19 protein-coding genes, 1 tRNA gene and 4 pseudogenes are annotated in these 19979 nt (G+C 71.7%); 7 read left to right on the top strand and 17 right to left on the bottom strand.

Going from position 1 to position 19979, the window contains the following annotated elements; translation table 11 throughout:
- Positions 1 to 606 precede the first annotated feature (606 nt).
- The 4 genes and pseudogenes from MCAG_RS18270 to MCAG_RS35765 form a co-directional block, all read right to left on the bottom strand.
- The gene (locus MCAG_RS18270; RefSeq protein WP_036374068.1) at positions 607 to 3006 is read right to left on the bottom strand and encodes a non-reducing end alpha-L-arabinofuranosidase family hydrolase; all 2400 of its coding nucleotides are present in this window, start codon (positions 3004 to 3006) and stop codon (positions 607 to 609) included.
- 364 nt (positions 3007 to 3370) lie between these two features.
- The gene (locus tag MCAG_RS36300) at positions 3371 to 3736 is read right to left on the bottom strand and encodes a low temperature requirement protein A (RefSeq protein ID WP_157548119.1); all 366 of its coding nucleotides are present in this window, start codon (positions 3734 to 3736) and stop codon (positions 3371 to 3373) included.
- A gap of 31 nt (positions 3737 to 3767) precedes the next feature.
- Positions 3768 to 4010 (bottom strand): annotated as a pseudogene (locus tag MCAG_RS36295) (low temperature requirement protein A); the annotation flags it as partial.
- Positions 4007 to 4285 (bottom strand): low temperature requirement protein A, encoded by a 279-nt coding sequence (locus tag MCAG_RS35765; protein ID WP_050778005.1) that lies wholly within the window; start codon positions 4283 to 4285, stop codon positions 4007 to 4009. The pseudogene MCAG_RS36295 and the gene MCAG_RS35765, both read right to left, overlap by 4 nt.
- 5 nt (positions 4286 to 4290) lie before the next feature.
- Between MCAG_RS35765 and MCAG_RS32690 the strand changes: the two are divergent.
- Positions 4291 to 4491 (top strand): annotated as a pseudogene (locus MCAG_RS32690) (Tn3 family transposase); the annotation flags it as partial.
- Between the two features lie 105 nt (positions 4492 to 4596).
- Here MCAG_RS32690 and MCAG_RS18260 read toward each other — a convergent pair.
- The 4 genes from MCAG_RS18260 to MCAG_RS18245 form a co-directional block, all read right to left on the bottom strand.
- Entirely contained in the window at positions 4597 to 5343 is a 747-nt protein-coding gene (locus tag MCAG_RS18260) for a hypothetical protein (protein WP_007074457.1), read from the bottom strand.
- Complete coding sequence (locus MCAG_RS18255) at positions 5340 to 6092, bottom strand: MerR family transcriptional regulator (RefSeq protein ID WP_007074456.1); 753 nt, start codon at positions 6090 to 6092, stop codon at positions 5340 to 5342. The genes MCAG_RS18260 and MCAG_RS18255 overlap by 4 nt, the downstream gene beginning before the upstream one ends.
- Before the next feature lie 476 nt (positions 6093 to 6568).
- The gene (locus MCAG_RS18250; RefSeq protein ID WP_007074455.1) at positions 6569 to 7219 is read right to left on the bottom strand and encodes an NAD(P)-dependent oxidoreductase; all 651 of its coding nucleotides are present in this window, start codon (positions 7217 to 7219) and stop codon (positions 6569 to 6571) included.
- Between the two features lie 43 nt (positions 7220 to 7262).
- A complete protein-coding gene (locus MCAG_RS18245) occupies positions 7263 to 7883 on the bottom strand; it encodes a DsbA family protein (RefSeq protein WP_036374066.1) in 621 nt (206 codons plus the stop codon).
- A 100-nt stretch (positions 7884 to 7983) separates the two neighbouring features.
- Between MCAG_RS18245 and MCAG_RS18240 the strand changes: the two genes are divergently transcribed.
- Positions 7984 to 8886 (top strand): AraC family transcriptional regulator, encoded by a 903-nt coding sequence (locus MCAG_RS18240; RefSeq protein WP_036374063.1) that lies wholly within the window; start codon positions 7984 to 7986, stop codon positions 8884 to 8886.
- A 138-nt stretch (positions 8887 to 9024) separates the two neighbouring features.
- On the opposite strand, the pseudogene MCAG_RS18235 reads toward MCAG_RS18240, so the two are convergent.
- Positions 9025 to 9680, bottom strand: a pseudogene (locus tag MCAG_RS18235) (C39 family peptidase).
- Between the two features lie 396 nt (positions 9681 to 10076).
- Here MCAG_RS18235 and MCAG_RS35760 point away from each other — a divergent pair.
- Complete coding sequence (locus tag MCAG_RS35760) at positions 10077 to 10208, top strand: hypothetical protein (RefSeq protein WP_255348996.1); 132 nt, start codon at positions 10077 to 10079, stop codon at positions 10206 to 10208.
- Between the two features lie 78 nt (positions 10209 to 10286).
- Here MCAG_RS35760 and MCAG_RS18230 read toward each other — a convergent pair.
- From MCAG_RS18230 to MCAG_RS18205, 6 genes and pseudogenes are all read right to left on the bottom strand, one after another.
- Positions 10287 to 10360, bottom strand: a tRNA-Ala gene (locus MCAG_RS18230).
- Between the two features lie 276 nt (positions 10361 to 10636).
- Positions 10637 to 11425, bottom strand: coding sequence for a hypothetical protein (locus MCAG_RS18225; protein WP_198141579.1), 789 nt, complete (start codon positions 11423 to 11425; stop codon positions 10637 to 10639).
- A gap of 179 nt (positions 11426 to 11604) precedes the next feature.
- Positions 11605 to 12213, bottom strand: a complete 609-nt coding sequence (locus MCAG_RS18220; RefSeq protein WP_050778203.1) for a GNAT family N-acetyltransferase — start codon at positions 12211 to 12213, stop codon at positions 11605 to 11607.
- Positions 12214 to 12307: 94 nt separating this feature from the next.
- Entirely contained in the window at positions 12308 to 13621 is a 1314-nt protein-coding gene (gene glp, locus MCAG_RS18215) for a gephyrin-like molybdotransferase Glp (protein WP_007074448.1), read from the bottom strand.
- Positions 13618 to 14619, bottom strand: a complete 1002-nt coding sequence (locus MCAG_RS18210; RefSeq protein WP_007074447.1) for a UTP--glucose-1-phosphate uridylyltransferase — start codon at positions 14617 to 14619, stop codon at positions 13618 to 13620. Before MCAG_RS18210 ends, glp begins: the two co-directional genes overlap by 4 nt.
- Positions 14620 to 14628: 9 nt before the next feature.
- A pseudogene (locus MCAG_RS18205) lies at positions 14629 to 16906 on the bottom strand (diguanylate cyclase).
- Positions 16907 to 16989: 83 nt separating this feature from the next.
- On the opposite strand from MCAG_RS18205, the gene MCAG_RS18200 reads away from it, so the two are divergent.
- From MCAG_RS18200 to MCAG_RS18190, 3 genes are all read left to right on the top strand, one after another.
- Positions 16990 to 17676 (top strand): 5-formyltetrahydrofolate cyclo-ligase, encoded by a 687-nt coding sequence (locus tag MCAG_RS18200; protein WP_083802307.1) that lies wholly within the window; start codon positions 16990 to 16992, stop codon positions 17674 to 17676.
- A gap of 18 nt (positions 17677 to 17694) precedes the next feature.
- Entirely contained in the window at positions 17695 to 18117 is a 423-nt protein-coding gene (locus MCAG_RS18195) for an FmdB family zinc ribbon protein (RefSeq protein WP_007074444.1), read from the top strand.
- A 158-nt stretch (positions 18118 to 18275) separates the two neighbouring features.
- Positions 18276 to 18788, top strand: coding sequence for a hypothetical protein (locus tag MCAG_RS18190; protein ID WP_036374055.1), 513 nt, complete (start codon positions 18276 to 18278; stop codon positions 18786 to 18788).
- 62 nt (positions 18789 to 18850) lie between these two features.
- Here the strand turns inward: MCAG_RS18190 and MCAG_RS33765 are convergent, their stop codons facing one another.
- Entirely contained in the window at positions 18851 to 19036 is a 186-nt protein-coding gene (locus MCAG_RS33765; RefSeq protein ID WP_036377433.1) for a hypothetical protein, read from the bottom strand.
- Between the two features lie 66 nt (positions 19037 to 19102).
- Between MCAG_RS33765 and MCAG_RS18180 the strand changes: the two genes are divergently transcribed.
- Positions 19103 to 19459, top strand: a complete 357-nt coding sequence (locus MCAG_RS18180; RefSeq protein WP_007074442.1) for a hypothetical protein — start codon at positions 19103 to 19105, stop codon at positions 19457 to 19459.
- A gap of 21 nt (positions 19460 to 19480) precedes the next feature.
- Here MCAG_RS18180 and MCAG_RS18175 read toward each other — a convergent pair whose 3' ends face one another.
- Positions 19481 to 19963 (bottom strand): DUF2231 domain-containing protein, encoded by a 483-nt coding sequence (locus MCAG_RS18175; protein ID WP_036374052.1) that lies wholly within the window; start codon positions 19961 to 19963, stop codon positions 19481 to 19483.
- Between the last annotated feature and the right edge of the window lie 16 nt (positions 19964 to 19979).

Below are 19979 nucleotides of genomic sequence, written 5' to 3'. Positions count from 1 at the left end.
TGTCATCTGCCCCGGCGTTGGTGGTGGGCGGCGGCGGCCCGAAGCTCAGTTCGGGTGGCCGACCGGCGGAAGGCGTCGAATCGAAGTGACCGCGCGAAACCCGCGACACACGTACGCCGGCGGTAGGTTGGGCCGTACGGTCCGACTGCGCTCCACAGTGGGGAATCGGACGGCCAGCTCGGCGGCGAAGCGGCAGGCCGGACTTCGTGGCGGCCTGCTGGTCCGGATCACGGTCGGGCCGCCACACGGTGCTCCCGGTCTGACTTGCGCCGGATCTGCACCAAACGGTTCGCCCGGCCGTGGTCATTGCTCGTAACCGGTGGTCACCTACTGGAAGGGGTTTTCGGGGGGGTAAACGGGGGTGTGAACCCGGTGCCAGTGCCCGATGTCCCCGGGTCGCGCGGAAGCAGGATTGCTGGCGCAGGTTGGTGCCAACTCGACGGTCAACGTCGTGCTCGCCGACGCCGAGCACGGCGTGGCCGAGCACGCCCCTACGACCGAGCGCGGGAGGCTGCTCCCGGCCGGCCAAGAAGGGTGTGCCCGGCGCCGGTCGGCACCGGACACACCCGAGCGGTCAGCGAACGGGGTTGTCTGGGTCAGCAGCCCCTAGCGCTGCAGGGTCAGCACACCCGGCCGCCACGGCAGCAGGTTGTAGTCGCCCCCCGCGCTGGGGTTCTTCCCCTGGTAGAGGAACTGGAGGTTGCACGCATCGATGGTCTTGGTCTGGTCGGGGTTGCTGCGGACCAAGTCACCGTGACTGATGTCGTTGGTCCAGGTGGCGCCACTGTTGGCCTTGCCGGCGAAGGGATTGCTCTCGGTTGCGGCCTGCGGTGTCCACGAACCGCTCAGGCTGCTGGACGTGAACGAGCGGAAGTAGCGCCCCTGCGAGCCGATCGCCTCGACGATCATCAGGTACTGGTTCTGGCCCTGGACCTTGTAGACCTCGACCCCCTCGAACAGGTTGTTGGTGGTGTCGCTCATGATCGTCGTGTAGTTCGAGCCGAAGCTGCCCGGGAAGTTCCCGATCGGCATGCTCGACCGGTAGATCTTGCCGTTGTCACCGGCGAAGAACAGGTACATGTTCTGGTCGTCGCCGATGAGGGTCTGGTCGATCACGCCATACGGGGCGTCGGGAAGGGTTGCGGTGGATAGCGTCTGTGGCGAGGACCAGCCGTTGGCGTTGGTCGGGTCCGTCGACGTCTTGTAGCTGAACGAGGTCGGCCCCCACTGGTAGGCCAGCACCCAGATGTTCTTCGGGGCGAAATACAACAGCGTCGGTGCGACGGTGCCGGAGTTCATCCCGTTCTGGCTGGCCGAGGCCATGTCGGACCAGTTCGTGAAGGTCCCGAAGTTCATCGAGCCATACTGCCCCGACGAGTTGACCGTCGACCCATAGACGAGATGTTTGCCGTTGTGGATGACGCTGGTGAAGTCCTTGAGCGAGATCCACCCGTTCTGCGGGTTCGCCAGCACGCCGGTCGACGACCAGCGGTACGTCGACGGAAGAGCACACCCACCTGGGGGCGGCGAGGACGGGGGCGGCGAGGTGGGGCCACTGAACTCGGTCCGCCACTGCTGGTTGGACTGCCCGTGGCAGTCGTACAGCTGGATCTGCTGCCCGTTGCCGGTGCCCCACACGTCCAGGCACCGGCCGGACTGAACGCCGCTGATGGTGCCGTTGGAGTTGACGTTCCACTGCTGGTTCGGCTGCCCGTTGCAGTCGTAGATGATCACCGCGGTGCCGTTCGCGGTGCCCCTCGCGTTCGCGTCGAGGCACTTGCCGGACACGGTCAGCTGCTTACCGGCGGTGTACGTCCATCGCTGGTTCGTCTGCCCGTTACAGTCGTAGAGCTGCACCCGGGTGCCGTTGCTCGTGTTGGGCGCGTCGACGCACCGGCCTGACTGGACCCCGACGATCCTGCCGGCGCCGCCCGGCGTCGGGCCCGTGGTCGGCGAGGTGGTCGGGCTGGCGGCGTTGAGGGTGTTGAGCACCGACGTGTAGGCGGGCTTCTTGTTCCCGCCGCCGTCGAACAGCAACGGGCTCTCGTTGGACCGCCACGAGTCGCTGTCACGCACGCCCCACACCGTGATCCCGATGCAGCGGGGCACGTTCATGCACGCCTGGGTGAGCCCCGCGTACTGCGACGTCGACGCGTTGGTCACGTCGACCTCGGTCAGGGTCACGTCCACGCCGAGGGCGGCGAAGCTGGACAGCGTGGTCTGGAAGTTGCTCGGCAGCGAGCTGCCGCCCGTGAAGTGGGTCTGCAGCCCGACGCAGTCGATCGGCACTCCCCGGGACTTGAAGTCCTGGACCATGCGATAAACGCCCTGGGTTTTGCCGTACGACCAGTTCTCGATGTTGTAGTCGTTGTAGCAGAGCTTCACCGACGGGTCGGCGGCGCGGGCGGTGCGGAACGCCACCTCGATCCAGTCGTTGCCGGTGCTCTGCAAGTTCGACTGCCGGCGGCTGCCGTCCTCGTTGAACGCCTCGTTCACCACGTCCCAGGCGGCGAGCTTGCCCCTGTAGTGGCCCATCACCCCGTTGATGTGATCGATCATGGCCTGGCGCATCGCGGAGCCGGACAGGCTCTGCATCCACCCCGGCTGCTGGGCATGCCAGGCGAGGGTGTGGCCGCGCACCTTCAGCCCGCGCTGTGTGGCCCAGTTGTAGATCTGATCGCCGGCACCAAAACTGAACTGCCCGCGCTGGGGCTGGGTGGCGTCGATCTTCATCTCGTTCTCGGCCGTTATCATGTTGAACTCACGCGCGGCGATCGTGGTGTACGTCGAGTCGCCGAGCCGGCCGCCCGCGATCGCCGTGCCGAAGTACCGGCCCGACTGCGCGGCCGCAGCACCCAGCGTGCTCTCCGCCGCGTTCGCCGACGGCATCATCACCGCGGCCGTGGCCACCACCACGACACCGACCACGCCGGCGACCACCGCTTTGACGATGGGCGATCTGTTCCGCCGGGTCCCGCCCCGATGGGCGGAGGGACCTGTAGCCACCTTGGCCTCCTTTTCTGGCCAGCGCCCGAGCCGTCCTGGCGGGACGACTGGACGTCCTTGTTTAAACATTGATCAATGCCAATGCTGCCATCCGGCCCTGTTTCGGGCAACATGTTTCGGAAAAGTTTCGGAAACAAATCTTACGCCAGGGCAGCAGATAGTTAGAAGATGAATGCTGATCGTGACCGCCGGGCGGTAGCGGCGTTAGGCCGGTCATGGGTGATCGAAAGTGGGTATCCCAGTGATGTTGGCCTACAAGGGGGCGACGTGGGGTTCTACGAGCAGCGGAGAAGCCGCTACCTGGGTGGCGACGGCGCCTCCGGTGGGGCTTTCGACGCGCGTATCGCGTTGACGGCAACGCCCGTCAAAACGAGGGTGACGCTCGTAGCAGCCGTCGACGGCGGCAGGGGGACCATCGCCGGCGCCAGGGCAGCCAACGAGAACAGGCCGATGATCCGGGATCGGGACACCGGGCGAACACCTCGTACTCGACAACGGAACGTCCGGCCAGGAACAGCACGGGTCCACCGAAGATGGCCGCCAGCCACCCCGGATTCAGATGTCCGAGCGGATGGTCGATGACGAGTTCGTAGCCGACGCCGGTCAAGATGACGCCGGCCGCCATGACCAGGTGAGTGTAGGGCACAGACCGGCCGAGTCGAGCTGGCTTTGAAGAGGACTCGATGCCTCGGCCAGCACCGTCCCAGCACGGTAGAAGTAGATCCGCCACAGCAGCACCGTGGTGGGAGCAACTGCTGGTAACGCTCGGCCATATACCGGCCGCTGAATTCCCATGTCCGGACACGCCCGCCGCCAATCCGCGGTGTGGGCCACCCGAGTACGAATCCCAGATAATCTATTGCCAACGCCAGCGTCCACACTGACGCGCGCCCACCACCCTGGAGGAAAAGAGCCCCGGCGAGCCATGGCACGGCGGATGCCATCGCCCAGAGGAGGACCTTCACGAGGATGACTCGCCGTTCGTGGCCACGCAGGGCAATCACATCAGTGGACGGCCAACCTGGATAGCGACGTACGCGCCGGCGAAGGCCAGACCTCGCTCACCGAACGCCTCGGGAACCGGAACGGCCCATGACCAGGCTGGCGAAATGGTGCCGAAGATCAACCAGCTGGACGCCGGATGTCCCGGTTCATACCTGCTAGTTATCAACGTGCAGTAAATCCAGATCATCAACAGGGCCAGCAACAACAGCGCCGTCTGGGACGTGGCCTGGATGGCAACGCCAGCCTGAGCGTGAACGCCGGCGGGCGGCTGCACCTCGCCTGTCCCCGGTGGTCGACGAGCAGATCGCGGCGTTGACCCGGGGCCGGCTGGTTCACGTCGACCAGCACTATCTACGCCCGGAGACGTAGGCGGCGGCCAATGCGGTGCTCATCGACGCGCAGGCCGGCATCGGGCTGGCGCAGGCGTGGGGTGGTGGGCTGGTCGCCGCGGTGGATGGGGTCCGGTTCGTGGTGCCGGTGGGCTGGTCGGGAGTACGTCTTCGGGGAACGACGGACGCCATGACGTCGTCGGGCGGGTCGCCTACCGTGCCGGGCGGCCTCGGCGCGGAGACCAGGTGGCGCCCGCTACTTTGCCCGACCGGCTGGTCCGATGGCAGCCGAGTCCCGGGACGGCCGTAGCGCCTCGACGGCGGCCGACGGGTCGTCGGCGAAGAACCGCAGTACGCGGACATGCTCGCGCCGCCCCAGCGGGCGTACCGCGACAACGGTCTCGGCGAGCTCGACGATCAGGTTGGTCTGGCTGTTCGCAGCCAAGGCCAGGCAATCACCGTCCGTCTTTATCATGCCGGTCTCGTTGTAGTTGCGCTTGTGCTGCACCCCGGCGACGAGGTGACGAGGGATGCGCAGATCGAAGAACGCGCCGTAGCGGACGCGCAGCTCATCTGCGGTGACGACGTGCGGGCGGGTGATGTAGCTGGCGATGACGGCCAGCGCGATCAGGATGCCGTACGCGTCGAGCGCGAGTACCACCCCGCGCAGCCCAGTCGGGGCGTCCAGCGCGCGCAGCAGGATCTCCACGCATACGAGCTCGATCACGCAGGCGAACAGGAACCCGAACATGAGCCCCGTCTGCTCACGGTGATACGACAGTGTCACGGCGCCCGGCGGCACCCCGTGTCGGCGACGACCGACCCAGAGCACCAGGCTGGCCATGCCCTTTGCCTCGAAACCCATGATCCGCCGCACCTTCTCGGGCACGATCTGCTCGTATACGCCGCGCAGAGCCGCGACGCCGGCGACCAGCAGGACGGCGAGCATCACCTCCGCCGGCAGGATCGCGAACAGAGCCGCTCGGGCGAACTTCAGCATCATGCGCGCTTCTTGAGTGTCGTCACCATCAGGCGCAGCACCTCGACCTGGGCTGGGGCGAGTTCAGAGGCCATCAGGTCCAGCCAGTGGCTGCTCTCCGCCTGTTCGAGGCTGGCCACCATCGCCGCGGCCATCTCGGCGGGCAGATGGGCCGCGAACTCGGCGGCGAGCGCGGCGACCCGCGGATCGGACGGGTCCGCACCGGCAATCGCGTCCATCCGCGCGGTCAGGGCATGGCCCCGGCCCCGCGCGTCCGATGCGGTGAGCGGCTGGAGCATCGCCATGATCTGTTCCCCGGCGGCCGGGTCGGCGCCGGTGTCGATCAGCGACAACATGTCGCGATCGAGCGCGGCGAACGCGGAGCCGGCCGGGTGGATGTCCTGCAGCAGGTCCCCCAGGTCGGGGGCGACCGTGGTGTCGAGGTTGAGGTCGGCCTCGGCCAGTAGCGCGGCCAGTCGGGCCCGGCGGGCGGCGATGGCGTCCTGCTGGCGGGCCAGGTCGGCATCCAGATCGGTGAGTACCTCGCGCAGCTCACGGCCCTGGTCGTCGGCGAGCACGTCGCGGATCTCATCGAGGGACAGACCGAGCTCGGCGAGACGGCGGACCCGGGCGAGCAGGACCGCGTCGCGCAGCCGGTAGTCGCGGTACCCGCCGAGGGTCCGCTCCGGCTCGGGCAACAGCCCAAGGCGGTGGTAGTGGCGCACGGTACGGGTGGTCACTCCGACCAGCGCGGCTAGCTCGCCGATCCGCATGGCCCTATTAGAGACGTTGACGTTAGGTCAAGGTCAAGCCGCCCGGCCCCAGTCAGCGCTTGAGCACCGGCTACCGACCGTGAACAGCAGAGGCTGCCCACCCCGACGCCGGAGTGCTGACTGGCAGCCGTGGAGGGATGCCTCAGGGCCGGGAAATGCGTGGACGATCGATTGCGGTGAGTCTGCATCAGCGGCAGCGGAGCGACTTTCCTGCGACGACCACCGAGATCAACGCCCTGACGCGTCGTCGGCCTGCCGAGCGGCATACCACGCACGCTCGGTAGCGCCGCGCCGGTCATCGACGGCATCGGCCTGAGCTTCGCAGTCGTCGCCAGCCGTGGCGCCAAGCCGGTACAGAGACGCGACGTGGGCTCAGGTTGCGGTGTAGCCGCCGTCGAGGGCTAACAAGCTGACCGCAGACCGTCGGCACCCGGCCCGGGCTTGACACGCCAGGCGGGCCGGGTGGCCGATGGTGGTCAGTAGGCGACGGTGATGCGGCGCTGGTGGTGCTTGGGGTTTTCGATTTCGTCGAGGACGGCGATGGCGTAGTCCTCGGCGGAGATGAAACTCTTCCCGGTTTCGTCGGTGAGCAGGTCGTCGAAGCCGGTGCGGTAGGTGCCGGTGCGCTCGCCGGGGGCGATCTTCGCGGCGGGGCTGATGTTGCACCAGCCGACGTCGGTGACGGTGCGGTAGTGGTCGAGGGCGTCGCCGTGCGCGTGCATGATCAGCAGCAGTTCTTCGGGCAGGCCGGGGGCGTCCCAGACCTGGCCGCCGTCGGGGGTGCGCAGGGATCCGGCACCGCCGACGGAGATCAGGCGGGGTGCCTTGTCGCCCAGGGTGCGCAGGCCGTCGACGAGGGCGACGGCGGAGGGTTTGATGGTGGCCTGGTGGGCGGCGCCGTCGCCACCGCCGACGGCGCTGATCACGACGTCGTGTCCGGCGACGGTGGAGGCGACCGAGACAGGGTCGAGGACATCGCCGGTGCGGGTGGTGAGGTTCGGATGGGTTTCGGTGATCTTGCTGGGGTCGCGGACCACGGCGGTGACCTGGTGACCGCGCTCGAGGGCTTCACGCACGATGCGGGAGCCGATGGTGCCGGCGGCACCGAAGACGACGATGTTCGTCAAGGGTTTCTCCCTAACGGTGAGCTGTTCGGTGGCGGCCAGGCGGTCAGGCCTGCTGCGTGGCGAGGTGCTGTTCGAGCGCGCGGGTGAGCTTGCTCGCGGTCGAGGTCGGGCCGCCGAGGCGGTGCGTGCCGTGCTCGGTGTGCAGCAACAGCGTGGGGTAGCCCTGCACGCCCAGCTTGCGGACCTCGCGGAAATCGGCGTGGGCCGTGTTCCGGGTGGCCGGGTTCGCGTAGGCGGCGGCGACCGCATCGGAGTCCAGGCCGAGTTCGGCGGCGAGGTCGCGGTACACCTGCGGGTCGGACAGGCTACGGCCGTCGCGGTACCAGGCCCGCTGCAACGCTGCGGCCGCGTCCAAGCTGTGCCCGAGGGCGACCAGGCCGGTGGCGGCGTCGGTGGAGTCCATCACCGCGCTGCCCTCGGCGAGCAGGCGCAGATAGCCCTCGCCGAAGGTGACGCCGGTCAGCTGGCTGATCCGGTCATTGGCCTCCGAAATGTGCGGGTACGCGGCGATCGGTGCTCCGGTCGTGAACAGGCCACCGGAGAGCACCCGCAGGTCGATGCGTTCGGCGTTGGCCTCGGCGAATTCGTGCAGTGCCGGGCCGAAGCCGTAGCACCAGCCGCAGTAGGCGTCGAACGCGTACGTCAGCTTGATGCGATCGCCCATGGTATTGCCTCTTTCCGTCAGCTACTGGTGCACTGCTCCGTGTGACCTCTCTAAGGTAGGGTTCGGCCAGTGCAGATCCCAGATCAGTGACGGACTGGTGATGGTGAAAAAGCGACATGGCGAGGGGTTGATTCGGGAGGTCGGGTTCGCCGCGCCGGCGGGCGCCTCCTTCGGCGTGGAGCTGCTGTCGCTGGCTCAGCTGCGCGACCGAGCCGCCGGCAGCGACATCCTGCTGAAGCCGCAGCGGCCGACGTTCCATCACCTGCTCACCATCAACACCGGGGTGCTCTGGCATACCGTCGACTTCGCCGGCTACGCCCTCGAACCGGGATCCTGGCTCTGGGTCCGCCCCGGCCAGGTCCAGCAATGGCACGACCTGCGCCAGGCCGAAGGCACCCTGATCCTGTTCGAGCCCGACTTCCTCGACCCGGCCACCGCCGACGCCGTCGCCCTGCACGACCCGCACGCCCTGGTCCTGCATCCCACCACCGGCAACGACCACCAGGCCCTCGACCTGGCCACCCGGCACCTGCAGCACGAACTGCAGCACGGGCACCGGGCGGCGCCGGCAGTCCACGTAGCGGTGCTCCGGCACCTGCTAGCCGCCCTCGTGCTGCGCCTGACCGCACCGAGCGATCACGTGGGCAGCAGCGTCGCAGAGCAGCCTGGCCTCTTCCTCGACTTCCGCGACCTACTGGAGAAGAACTTCACCACCAGCCGCCGCGTCGAGGACTACGCCCACCAGCTCGGCTACTCACCCCGCACCCTGTCCCGGGCCACCCTCGCCGCCGCCGGCCTCAACGCCAAAAAGTTCATCGACCGGCGCATCATCCTGGAAGCCAAACGCCTGCTCGCCCACAGCAACCGCACCGCAGCCCAGATCGCCACCCAGCTCGGCTTCGCCGACGCCACCAACTTCAGCAAATACTTCCAGCAACGCGCCGGCCTCAGCCCCATCGCCTTCCGAACCGCGGTCCGCGGCACCGACCACAACAGCCGATGACCGCCAGCCGCGGTCGCGTCGACCGAGCCGAACGGAGACATTCACCGTCCGTGTCCGTTCCGGCGCGGCGACCCACCACCTTGCGGATCAACAGCGCGAAAGGGCCGGCCCCGGTGGGGGCCGGCCCTTCTCTGTGGGTCAGGAGGTGGCGTAGCCGCGGGTGGCGATCCAGTCGGCGAGGTGGTCAACGGTGATCCAGTAGCTGGCCTGGTCGGGGTTGGCCGAGTCGGCGATCTTCACGACGTCGCCGTTGTCGCGGTAGCCGACGACGCTGATGTAGTGGCCGCCGGCGAAGGAGTGGCTGACGCCGTCGGTGTCGGTGGCGGTGCCGGCGATGTTGGCCACCACGGCCCGGCCGTCGTCGATGGTGCGGACGATGTCGGCGCGCAGGGTCTTGGTCTGCTTGTCGTCGGCCTTGCCGGTGCGGATCTCGACGCTGCGGTAGGCGTCGGCCTTGCCGGTCTCCTTGTTCAGCACGGGGGTGATGTCGTTGATGGAGTTGGTGCCGGCCTCGGTGGTGCCCATCTGCTTGGCCATGGTGTCGACGTCGATGTCCTTGCCCTGCACGCTCAGGGCGTTGCGGGCGGCGGCGGGGCGCAGTAGTAGAAGTTGGGCTGCGCCTCGTAGCGCACGTCGAGCTCGCGGTCGCCGGCCGGGCGGCGCTCGGCCTGCACGGTGGCGGCCCGCTCGGCGGGAGTGGCCTGCGCGGCCAGCGCGGGGCCGGCGATCCCACCGGCGGTGGCGGCGATACCGGCAACGATCAGGGCGGTCCTACGAATCAGATCGGTACGCATGCGCGTGCTCCTCTGCTCGGGGGAAAACGGCGCCACCAACAGGGGGTGCGGCGGCACCGCGAACACATCAAGAAAAGGGAGACGACCAGGCGGGCCAGAAGACCGGCGGTCGTATGCCAGATACAACGCCCCGACCCCCGACCCGATTCCACCGCCACGGTGACCCGGCCCACCGGACACCGCCTGACAAACCGGACACCCGCCCCGATCGGGGGGCGAGGTGACTCCAGCGGCGTCGGACGCGACCCTGCCCCTGCCCGCCATCTGCGCCACCGCCCTGCGCTCCCGCTGGGACGATCAGCAGCGGCACCGCGAGCATGCCGGGCGGGCCTGGCAGGACAACGGCCTGGTCTTCACCACCCGGCTCGGCACGCCGGTCGAGCCGAGGCCCTCGACGTGCACCCCCGGGTCACCACGCAGATCCTCCGGCACAGCCAGATCGCCGTGACCATGAACATCTACAGCGAGGCCACCTCGACAGCCACCCAAACCGCCCTCAAGCGCCTCGGCGAGCACTTCGACACCTGAGCGCCGTTGCTGTACTCCGTTGCTGCACAAGATCGAAAAAGGCCGTCTCCGACTACCGGAAACGGCCTTTGAACTGGGTGGAGCTGAGGGGATTTGAACCCCTGACCCCCTCGATGCGAACGAGGTGCGCTACCGGTCTGCGCCACAGCCCCTCCACCGGCGAACCGGCTTCGGTCCCACCCGGCTTTCACCGGGCGGGCCGGCGACAAGACTAACAGCACACCCGCCCGCCAAGCGAATCCACCCCGTCGACCTGGTTAGCGCCTGTCCAGGGGCCTGATTAGCGCCCACCATGTCGGCGACGTGGCGGGGTCCGACGGGTCGGGATACCGCCATGTCGCCGACACGGAGTCGACTAAGCCGAGCCGCCTCAGCCGGCGAGCGGCCCGGTACGCGGGTCAAGCCGGAGTCGGTCGAGCGAGCGGCGGTCAGGCCGAGTGGGAGGTGCGGCCCGACTGGTACGGGCGGCCCCGCAGCCCGCCCGTACGTCGGTACGACACGGAACCGCCGCCGCTGGCCGCCGGCGGCAGGTCGGCGGGACGGTCCAGGCCCATCGCCGTGCGGCGTACCGCCTCGCGCTGGGCCGCCAGGCGGCGCTGGGCCTCCCGGCGGGCCGCCGCGCGGCGGGCCTGCTCCCGGCGCACCTCGGCCTGGCGGGCGGCCAGCCAGGCTGTCTCCCGGGCTTGGGCGCGCCGGCGGCGGCGCTCGGTCAGCGCCCGCTTACGCAGGTGCACCACGTACGTCAGCAGGAGGGTGGCGGTCACCGAGAAGCCGATCCAGAAGCCGGGGCCGACCACGGCCACCCCGATCAGCTCGACGAAGTTGAGCAGCAGCAGCGCGGCGAGCACCCGCCGCCTGCGGTAGATCGCCGGGGTGTGCGGGCGGCGGCGAGGCGCGACCCGTCGACGGGACTTCGCGGCGGGCGGGACGGCACGCAGCCGGCCTCGCCGGCGGGCCGGGGCGGAGACGGGGGCGGAGAGGCTGCCTGCACTCGCACCCTCACTCAGGGTGACGACAAGGTTGCGGGAAGGATTGACCGGCCGGCGACCAGGGACAGTGCGTCGCCGCCGGCGGCGCTGGAGCACCCGCGCCGTCGACTGCGCCCGCTCCGCCACCAGCCGCTCGGCGGCATCGTACCGACGAACCAGCGCCGGCGCGAGGGCGAGCAGACCGGCGGCGGCGAGGACGGCGAGGAGCACCGAGGTCGGCACCCTCACCCCTCCCGTCACCGAGTTCGGGGCAACCGCCGTACGGCCGCAGGATCTTCGACGAACCCCGTTCCGGGCGGTCGATCATACGGTCACGCAGCGCTCGCCGCAGCTTGCAGTTACTTGAGGTTACGGGCCACCGACCACGTTGATTGTGCGCCGCGCCGATCAAGCGGGGGTGGGAGGGTTCACCCGCTGGTGGCGCGCAGCCGGTGCCAGCGGGCCAGCAGGCCGCCCTCGGCGGCCACTTCCTCGCTGGTCATGGCGTATCCGATGTGGTCGCGCCACGCACCGTCGATGTGCATGTAACGCACGTGGTACGACTCTTCGCGGAAGCCGAGCTTCTCCACCACCCGGCGGGACGGCTTGTTCTCCGGCCGGATGTTCACCTCGATCCGGTGCAGCCCGCCCGGACCGAACGCGTGGTCCACGGCAAGCGCCAGTGCGGTGGGGATGACCCCCTGCCCGGCGACCCGGGAGTCCACCCAGTACCCGGCGTACGCCGAACAGAACGCCCGCCGGACGATGCTGCCGATGTTCACGTGCCCGACCAGCCGCTCCCCGCCGTGCTCGCGCAGGCAGACCGCGAACGGCATCCCCTCGCCGGTGCGCGCCGAGCGGCGCTGGTCCTTGTGAACCCAACGGAACGCGGCCGGCGAGTTCAGCTCGTCCCAGCCGCCCGGCAGCGCCGACTCCCACGGGGCCAGCCAGGACCGGTTGGCGCGGCGCACCTCCGACCAGGCCGCCGCGTCCGAACGCCGGTACGGCCGCAGCAGCACCGGGCCGTCCGCGAGCACCACCGGCCAGCCCGGCGACCGCCCCGACCACAGAGCGCTCACCGGACCTGCCTTCCGCTCGCGACTGCGGGGCTCGCAAGCTCACTCCTCGCGCTCACCGGCGCCGGTCCAGCAGGAGGACGTCCACGGTGGAGCCGGCGGCGGCCATGGTCACCCGCTCGCCGAGCACCATCAGCCCGTTCGCCTCGGCCAGGCCGGACAGGGTGAACTTGCCGCCCGGCAGCGGCTGAACGGTGTAGCCCCCGCCACGCCGCTCGGCGACGTGCGCGGGGCGGAACTCGCGCAGCCCACCGGGCGAGGTGATGGTCTCCAGCAGGTGCGCGCGCACGCTCGGCCGGAACACGGGCTCGGCCCCGGCCAGCAGGTTGATGGCGGGCCGGGCCAGCACCTCGAAGCCGATCAACGCCGCGCCGGGCTCACCGGGAAGACAGACCACCGGCACCTCCTCGGCGCCGACCGTACCGAACCCGAGAGCGGTGCCGGGATAGAGGGCCACCTCTGTGAAGGTGACCGGCCCGGCCCGGCCCCCCTCCCGGCGGGACAGGATGCGCCGCACCATGTCGCCCGGCCCGGTGCCGGTACCGCCGGTCGTGATGATCAGGTCGGCGCGCAGGGTCTGGTCCTCCAGCAGACCGCGCAGCCCTTCCGGGTCGTCGTCGCAGATCCCCACCCGGTACGCCAGCGCGCCCACCTCGGCCGCGGCGGCGGTCAGGGCGTGCGAGTTCGCGTCCACCACCTGGCCGGGCTGGCTGCCCCGGCCCACGTCGACCAGCTCGTCGCCGGTGGCCACTATGACCACCCGGGGGCTGGGCCGCACCACCACGTGCCCGATGCCGGTGGCGGCGAAGACCGCGACCAGGGCCGGGGAGACGTACGTGCCGGCGCGGGCGAGCAGAGTGCCGGCCGGCAGCTCCTCACCGGCGCGGCGTACCCCGTACCCCCGCTTGGGGGTGCGGAAGATCTCCACGGCGGCCATGCCCTGGTCGGTCCACTCCACGGGCACCACCACGTCGGCGGCGATCGGCAGCGGCGCGCCGGCGGCGACCGAGAAGCAGGCCCCCGGGGTGAGCCTGACCGGCCGCCAGCTCGCCGCGCCGAGGTCGCCGACCACGTTGAGCCGCACCGTGCGGGACCCGGACGGGCCGGAGCGGCCGGCGTACCCGCCCGCCGCCCGGCTCGCGCCGGAGAGATCCTCCCAGCGGGCCGCGTACCCGTCCACGGCCGCCTGGTCGAAGGCCGGGTAGGAGTGCGGCGCGACGACGTCCTCGGCGAGGACGTTGCCGTACGCCTGGGTGAGGTCGAGGTCGAGCGGAGGCAGCGCGCGTAACCTGCGCAGCACGCTGCCCAGGTAGTCGGCGAGCGGCGTCAACTCGTTCGCGGCCGCCTCGGCGTCGGCCGTCGCGGTCATGTACTAGGACCGTCCGACCCGTCGCGCATCCCGTTGAGGATCGCCGCGGTGACGGTCTCGTCGCCGTTGTTGACGAACTCGGTGAGCCACTTGCGGAACTCCGCGCCGAGGTCCTCGCGCTCGCAGGCGATCTGCACCACCGTCTGGAGGTATCCCAGCGGCATTCCGGTGTCGTAGCGGGTGCCCCGGTAGACGATCGCGTGCACCGGGACGCCCTCGGTGCGCAGCAGTTCCATCGCGTCGGTGAGCTGGATCTCGCCGCCGCTGCCCGGCTCGGTGCGGCGGATCGCGTCGAAGATCCGCCCCGGCAGCACGTACCGGCCGAGGACGGCGAGGTTGCTGGGGGCGTCCTCCGGCTTGGGCTTCTCGACCATGCCGGTGACCTTCACGACCTCGCCGATGTCGGTCAGCTCCGGCTCGGCGGCCTCGACCGAGGCGATGCCGTAGCGCTTCGTCTCGGCCGGGTCGACCTCGAAGAAGGCCAGCACGATGCCGCCGGTGCGGGCCTGAAGCTCCAGCATCGCCGGCAGCAGCGGCTCGGACGGCTTGACGAACTCGTCGCCGAGCAGCACCGCGAAGGGCTGGTCGCCGACGTGCGACTCGGCGTACCCGACGGCGTGGCCGAGGCCGAGCTGCTCCGGCTGCCGGCAGGTGTAGATCTCGGCCAGCTCGCTGGGGCCGCGCACTGCGGCCAGCCGCTCGGTGTCGCCCTTGGACTCCAGCCGGGCCTCCAGGTCGGGCCGGCGATCGAAGTGGTCGACCATCGATGTCTTGCCACGCCCGGTGATCAGCAGCACGTCGCCGATACCGGCCTGGGTGGCCTCCTCGACGATGAACTGGAGGACGGGCCGGTCGACGACCGGCAGTAGCTCCTTGGGCACCGCCTTGGTGGCCGGCAGGAACCGGGTTGCCAGGCCGGCGGCCGGGATGACTGCCTTGACCGCGCGGGAACGACCGGTTGCGGTGGCCGCTGAGGGGTTCGCTGAGTGCTCCGACATGTCGCGAGACTATCGGCCACGGCCGTGCTGCGACGGGTGAGGACCGGAAGACGCGCCGCCCGGCCCGGACCGCGCCACCGGCGCGTCCGACCACCCGGCGTCCAGGTCGGCCGGGTGGTCGGCCACCCCGGCCCGGTGCGGGGCGTCCGGCGGGCCGATCGGAGCACCCGCCCGGGGCAGCCCGTCGGCGGGGCTGACCGAACCGGCCGGCACGGCCAGTTCCTCCACCGGGGGCCAGGGCCGGACCTCGGCCAACCGCCAGGTGTCGCGACCGGCCGCCTTCGCCGCGTACAGGGCGTCGTCGGCCGCGTCGAGGACCTGCTGGCCGGTGGAGGCGTGATCCGGGTACACGGCGATGCCGACGGAGACGGTCACCCCGATCCGCACCCCGCCGTGGGTGCCCACCGGGATGGGGGCGTCCCGGGTCGCCGCGTTGAGCCGTTCGGCGACGATGGCCGCGCCCCGCGCGTCGGTTTCCGGCAGCAGCACCACGAACTCCTCTCCGCCCTGGCGGAAGGCCAGGTCCACCTCGCGGATCTCGCCCCGCACCCGGCGGGCGAACTCGGCGAGCACGGCGTCCCCGGCAGCGTGCCCCCAGGTGTCGTTGACCTCCTTGAACCGGTCCAGGTCCAGGGCGAGTACGCTCAGCATCCGGCCGAACCGGCTGGCCCGCTCCACCTCTCGACGGATCGACTCGCGCAGGTAGCGGTAGTTCCACAGCCCGGTCAGCGGGTCGGTCAGCGACAGTCGCTGGGCCTCCTCGTGCACCCGCACGTTGTCCACCGCCACCGCCGCGTGCCCGGCGAAGGTCCGCAGGGTGTCCAGGTCGTCGTCGTCGAACTCGTCCCCGCCGAGCCGGTCGTAGAGGACCAGCACGCCGAGCGCCGCCGCCGGGCCGCCGGGTCCGCCCTGGTCCGCGCCGGGCCGGGTGGCCGGGTCGGCCGGGCCGCCGGGGTTGGCGAAGGGCACCGCGACGTACGTCTCGCAGCGCGGCTCACCGATCGGGTCCGTCGCCGGGTCGGCCCGCCCCCGGCGCGGCTGACCGGTCGCCGCCACCGCGCCGACGATCCCGCCGCCGACCGGCACCCGCAGGCCGGCCGCGCCGGTGGCCTCCGGTTCCGCCCCGGCGTCGGGCGACCAACGCCCGTCGAGTCCCTCGGCGCACTGGCCGACCAGCACACCGCCGTCGACCAGCAGCACCGCCCCGGCTCGGGCCCCGGTGGCGGCGATCGCGCTGTGCAGGATGACCCGCAGGATGCGTTGCAGGTCGTGGGTGCTGGCCAGGGTGTCTCCGAGCACGGCGAGGTGACCACGCAGTTGGTCCCGGCTGCTGGTGAGCGCCTGCACGTAGATGCCGGTCTCGCGGGTCATCCGGTTGAACGCGCCGGCCAGCCGGCCCAGCTCGTCGCGGCTGCGCACCGGCACCCGGGTGCCGAGGTCGCCGTGGGCTACCCGGTCCGCCGCGCCGGCCAGCTCCACCAGTGGGCGGGTGGTGACCCGAGCCAGCCGCCACGCGGCGGCCACCGCCAGCAGCCCGGCCAGCACCACCGCGCCGACCAGCGAGGCGTACAGGTTGGGGGGCTGCTCGCTGGGGACGGAGAGCACCAGCGGCAGGGGCTGGCCCGGCCCGGGGAGGACAACGGCAGAGACGTACCGGCCGTCGCCGGTACCGGTGACCCGGTCGCCGGCGGCCCGGCGCGCGGCGGCGAGCACCCCGTCGCGTACGGCCGGGGCCTCGGTGGTGTGCGCGACCCCGACGGGCCCGGGCGCGTCGTCGAGGAGGGTGACCCGCGACGCCGGTGACCGCCGCCAGGCGGGCGACGAAACCCGGGTCGACCGGCTGGGCGGCGGCGACCGTGCCGAGGTCCCCGCCGGCCCGGTCACGCAGCACCACGCGGGCGGCGAGCGCTTCGACCGGGCCGGTGGCCGGAGCGGCGGCGCAGTCCCGCCAGGGCTGGGCGGGGGCGCCCGGGGTGGCGTACGCCGGGACGCCGGACACGTCGGTGACCAGCACCGCGGCGGCGAGGCCCCGGCTGACCACCTGCCCGGCGGTGCCCGCCCGCCCCGCCGCGTCGGGGGCCAGGGCGACCGCGTCGGCCGCCGCGCGCAACTGCTGACAGAGGGCGTCGACCGAGGTGCGCACCGTCGCGACGGCCAGGCCGAGCCGCTCGGCCGCGCGGTTGCGGTCCACGGCCGTCATGGTCAGGCCGACGAAGAACGCCCCGAGCAGGACCGGGCCGAGCACCACCGTGAGGAAGGCCGCCGTCAACCGCCCGCGTAGCGTCAACACTCCCCCCGGAAGTTCCGCGCCCGATGTAGCGATGCTGACACAGTGCGACCGTGAGACAAACGTTGCGTCAGGAGTGTTGTGTGCCAGATTTTTCTGATGGAGCGGAAGTTGCCCATGAGGCGAAGCGGAGCGCGCGGGTGAATCTGCTCGCCCACCGCCGCGCGCTGTCCACCCCGGCGCGGGCGCGGGCCGCGGCGCGCGTGCGGGCCGCACTGACCGGTCTGGTACGCCGGCTGCGCCCGGCCCGGGTGACCGGGTACGTGCCGGTCGGCTCCGAGCCGGGCGGCCCGGAGCTGCCGGAGGTGCTGCGCATGGCGCTGCCGCCGGGCGGCGAACTGCTGCTGCCGGTGCTGCGCGACGACCTCGACCTGGACTGGGCCGCGTACACCGGGCCGGGCTGCCTGGTCGCGGCCGGCCGGGGCCTGCGGGAGCCGACCGGGCCCCGGCTCGGCCGGGCGGCGATCGCCGACGCGCGGCTGGTGGTGGTGCCGGCCCTGGCGGTGGACCGGCTCGGGCGGCGGCTGGGACGCGGCGGCGGCAGCTACGACCGGGCGCTGGCCCGGGTGGCCGACGGTGCCCTGACGGTGGCCCTGCTGCACGACGGAGAGCTGGTCGAACACCTCCCCGCCGAGCCGCACGACCGGCCCGTCCGCGCGGTGGTCACTCCCTCCGGCGGGCTGCGTACGCTGACGGGCGGCTCCGTGTCGGTCCTGGCACTACCGCTGGACGAACCCGGGTCCGATGACGCACCATTGGCACTCGAATGAGTCGAGTGCCAACCGGCCGTGCCAGATCCGGAGGAGAACGTGCCCACGTACCAGTACGCCTGCACCGCGTGCGGCCAGCAACTCGAGGCGGTGCAGTCTTTCTCTGACGAGCCGTTGACCGAGTGCCCGGCGTGTGCGGGGCGGCTGCGCAAGGTTTTCAACTCCGTCGGCATCGTCTTCAAAGGCTCGGGCTTCTACCGCACCGACTCCCGCTCCGGCTCGGACGCCGCCAAGAACGGCTCCGCCAAGCCGGCCACGTCCGACTCGTCCACCGGCGGCGACTCCGGCTCGTCGAACGGGTCCGGCGGCGCGAGCGGCGGTTCCTCGGCACCGTCGGGGTCGTCCTCGGGGTCGTCGGGGTCCTCGTCGAGCGGCTCGGGGGCGTCCTCCTCGGGCGGCGCGGCGAAGGCACCGGCAGCCAGCGGTTCCAGCGCCTCCTGACCGAAGCGCCCTAGCAGATCACCGGGCCGGATGGGGGTTGTCCACAGGCGGCCCCGTTGTCCACAGGTCCCGTCCCGGCCCGGGCGGGACCGCCCCCGTTCGGCCTAATGTGCTGCTCCCGACGCCATGGTGGCGGCGGGACGGGGCAGGAGGGCCGGATGCGCAACGCCGGTGCGGGCACGGGATCACTGCGGCCGGTGCGCCGGCCACGGTTGCCGGGGCCCGCGACACTGCTGCGCGCCGTGCTGGTCGCCACCCTGCTCGGGCTCGCCGCGGCGGTCCTCCAGACGCCGTCCGGCTGCCCGCCACCGGCCGGCTCCCGATCTCCCGGCCCGGCCGTTGCGCCCGCCGGGGCGGCTCCCGGCCCCGCCGCGCCGCCGTCCGCCCTGCCACTGCCCGACGGGGCCGTCGGGGTGCCGATCCGGCTGGCCGAGCCAGCCGCGCTCGCGGTCGTCCGCCCGGGGGCCCGGGTCGACCTGCTCGCCGTGCCGGCCGGCGGTCCGGCCGCCGAGGCCGACCTGCTGGCGCCCCGCGCGCTGGTGCTCGACGTGGTCGGGGCCGGCACGACGGACGGCTCCTCGGCCCTGTACCTGGCGCTGCGGCCGGAGCAGGCGCAGCGCGCCGTCGGGCTCCCGGAGGGCAGCCGCTTCGCGATCGTGGTCCGAGGGTGAACGGCGGGCGGCACGGCCGCGCAACCGGCGTCGCGGCTCCCGGGGTCGCCGGCGGGCGGCGGTCAGGCCCAGTGCGGCGGGCGCTCGGCGAGCAGCCAATCGTCGTTGCCGCCGGACGTCTCGCCCCAGCCCCGGTCCGTGTCGTCGGCCGTCTGCTCGGGCAGCACCACGAAGTCCTCGCTCAGGTCGACGGCGCGGTCGTCGTCGCCGCGCGCCTGCGCCACCGGGTCGATGCTCACGAGCGGCAAGACTACCCGGGACCCGGCCCGCGTCCGACCGGCCACGCGGCCGAAGGGTTGGTAGCGTCGGTCGGCGTGACCACGCCCAGCGGTGACCGCCCCGAGGACGACTACTGGCGTCGCCCGCCGGACCAGACCGGCGACGGCGCGGCCGGCGGCCCGGTGCCCCCGCGCCCACCGGCCCCCGGCGCGGCGAGCACCGACCCGGCGGCGAAATACGACGGGCCACCGCCCACCACCCTGCCGCCGCCCGGCTGGCGTCCCCCGCTGCACGTGCGGGCGGCACCGCCCCGCCAGTTACCGCCGCAGGACATGGCGGGGCTGGACGCCGTCGAGCAGCGGGCCCAGCACGTCACCTGGGGCGTCGGCGCGGTCGCCGGGGTGGTGTTGCTGGCCCTGCTCTGCCTGCTGTGCTCCCGGGCGTTCTTCTGACCGGGCCCAGGGCGGGGCGGCTCAGAGCACCCGACCCCAGGCCGCCTGCGCACCGGAGTCGCCGGTGAGGAAGACGTAGACCAGCGAGGCCACGCCCAGCGCGACCACGACCACCGTCAGCAGCAGGGGCAGCCAGGACGGCAGGCGGGACGGCCGATCGTCGTCGCGGGTCACCAGCAGCAGTGCGATGGCGGCCACGGCGAGCCCCACGGTGAACCAGAGCAGCGTCCCGGCGTACTCGGCGTGCTCTTGAATCTGCGCGAGCAGGGCCGGGTCGAAGCCCTTCTGCTGGAACGCCTCCTCCAGGGCCTCGCCCGTCTCGGTCGACACCCAGGTGACGATCGGGGTCAGCACCGCGAGGCCGACCACCGCCCAGCCCAGCCGGGGACGCCACCTCGGCACCAGCCCGTACGCGCTGGCCAGCAGCGCCAGCAGCGGCACGAACACCACCGCCGCATGGATCACCAGGATGTGACTCGGCAACCCGTTGATCTCCCTGAACACTGACACCTCCGCAGTG

This window comes from Micromonospora sp. ATCC 39149, from assembly GCF_000158815.1.
Taxonomy (GTDB): Bacteria; Actinomycetota; Actinomycetes; order Mycobacteriales; family Micromonosporaceae; genus Micromonospora.
The sequence above is the reverse complement of the archived record's forward strand: the minus strand, read 5'-3'. Positions and strand labels throughout refer to the sequence as shown.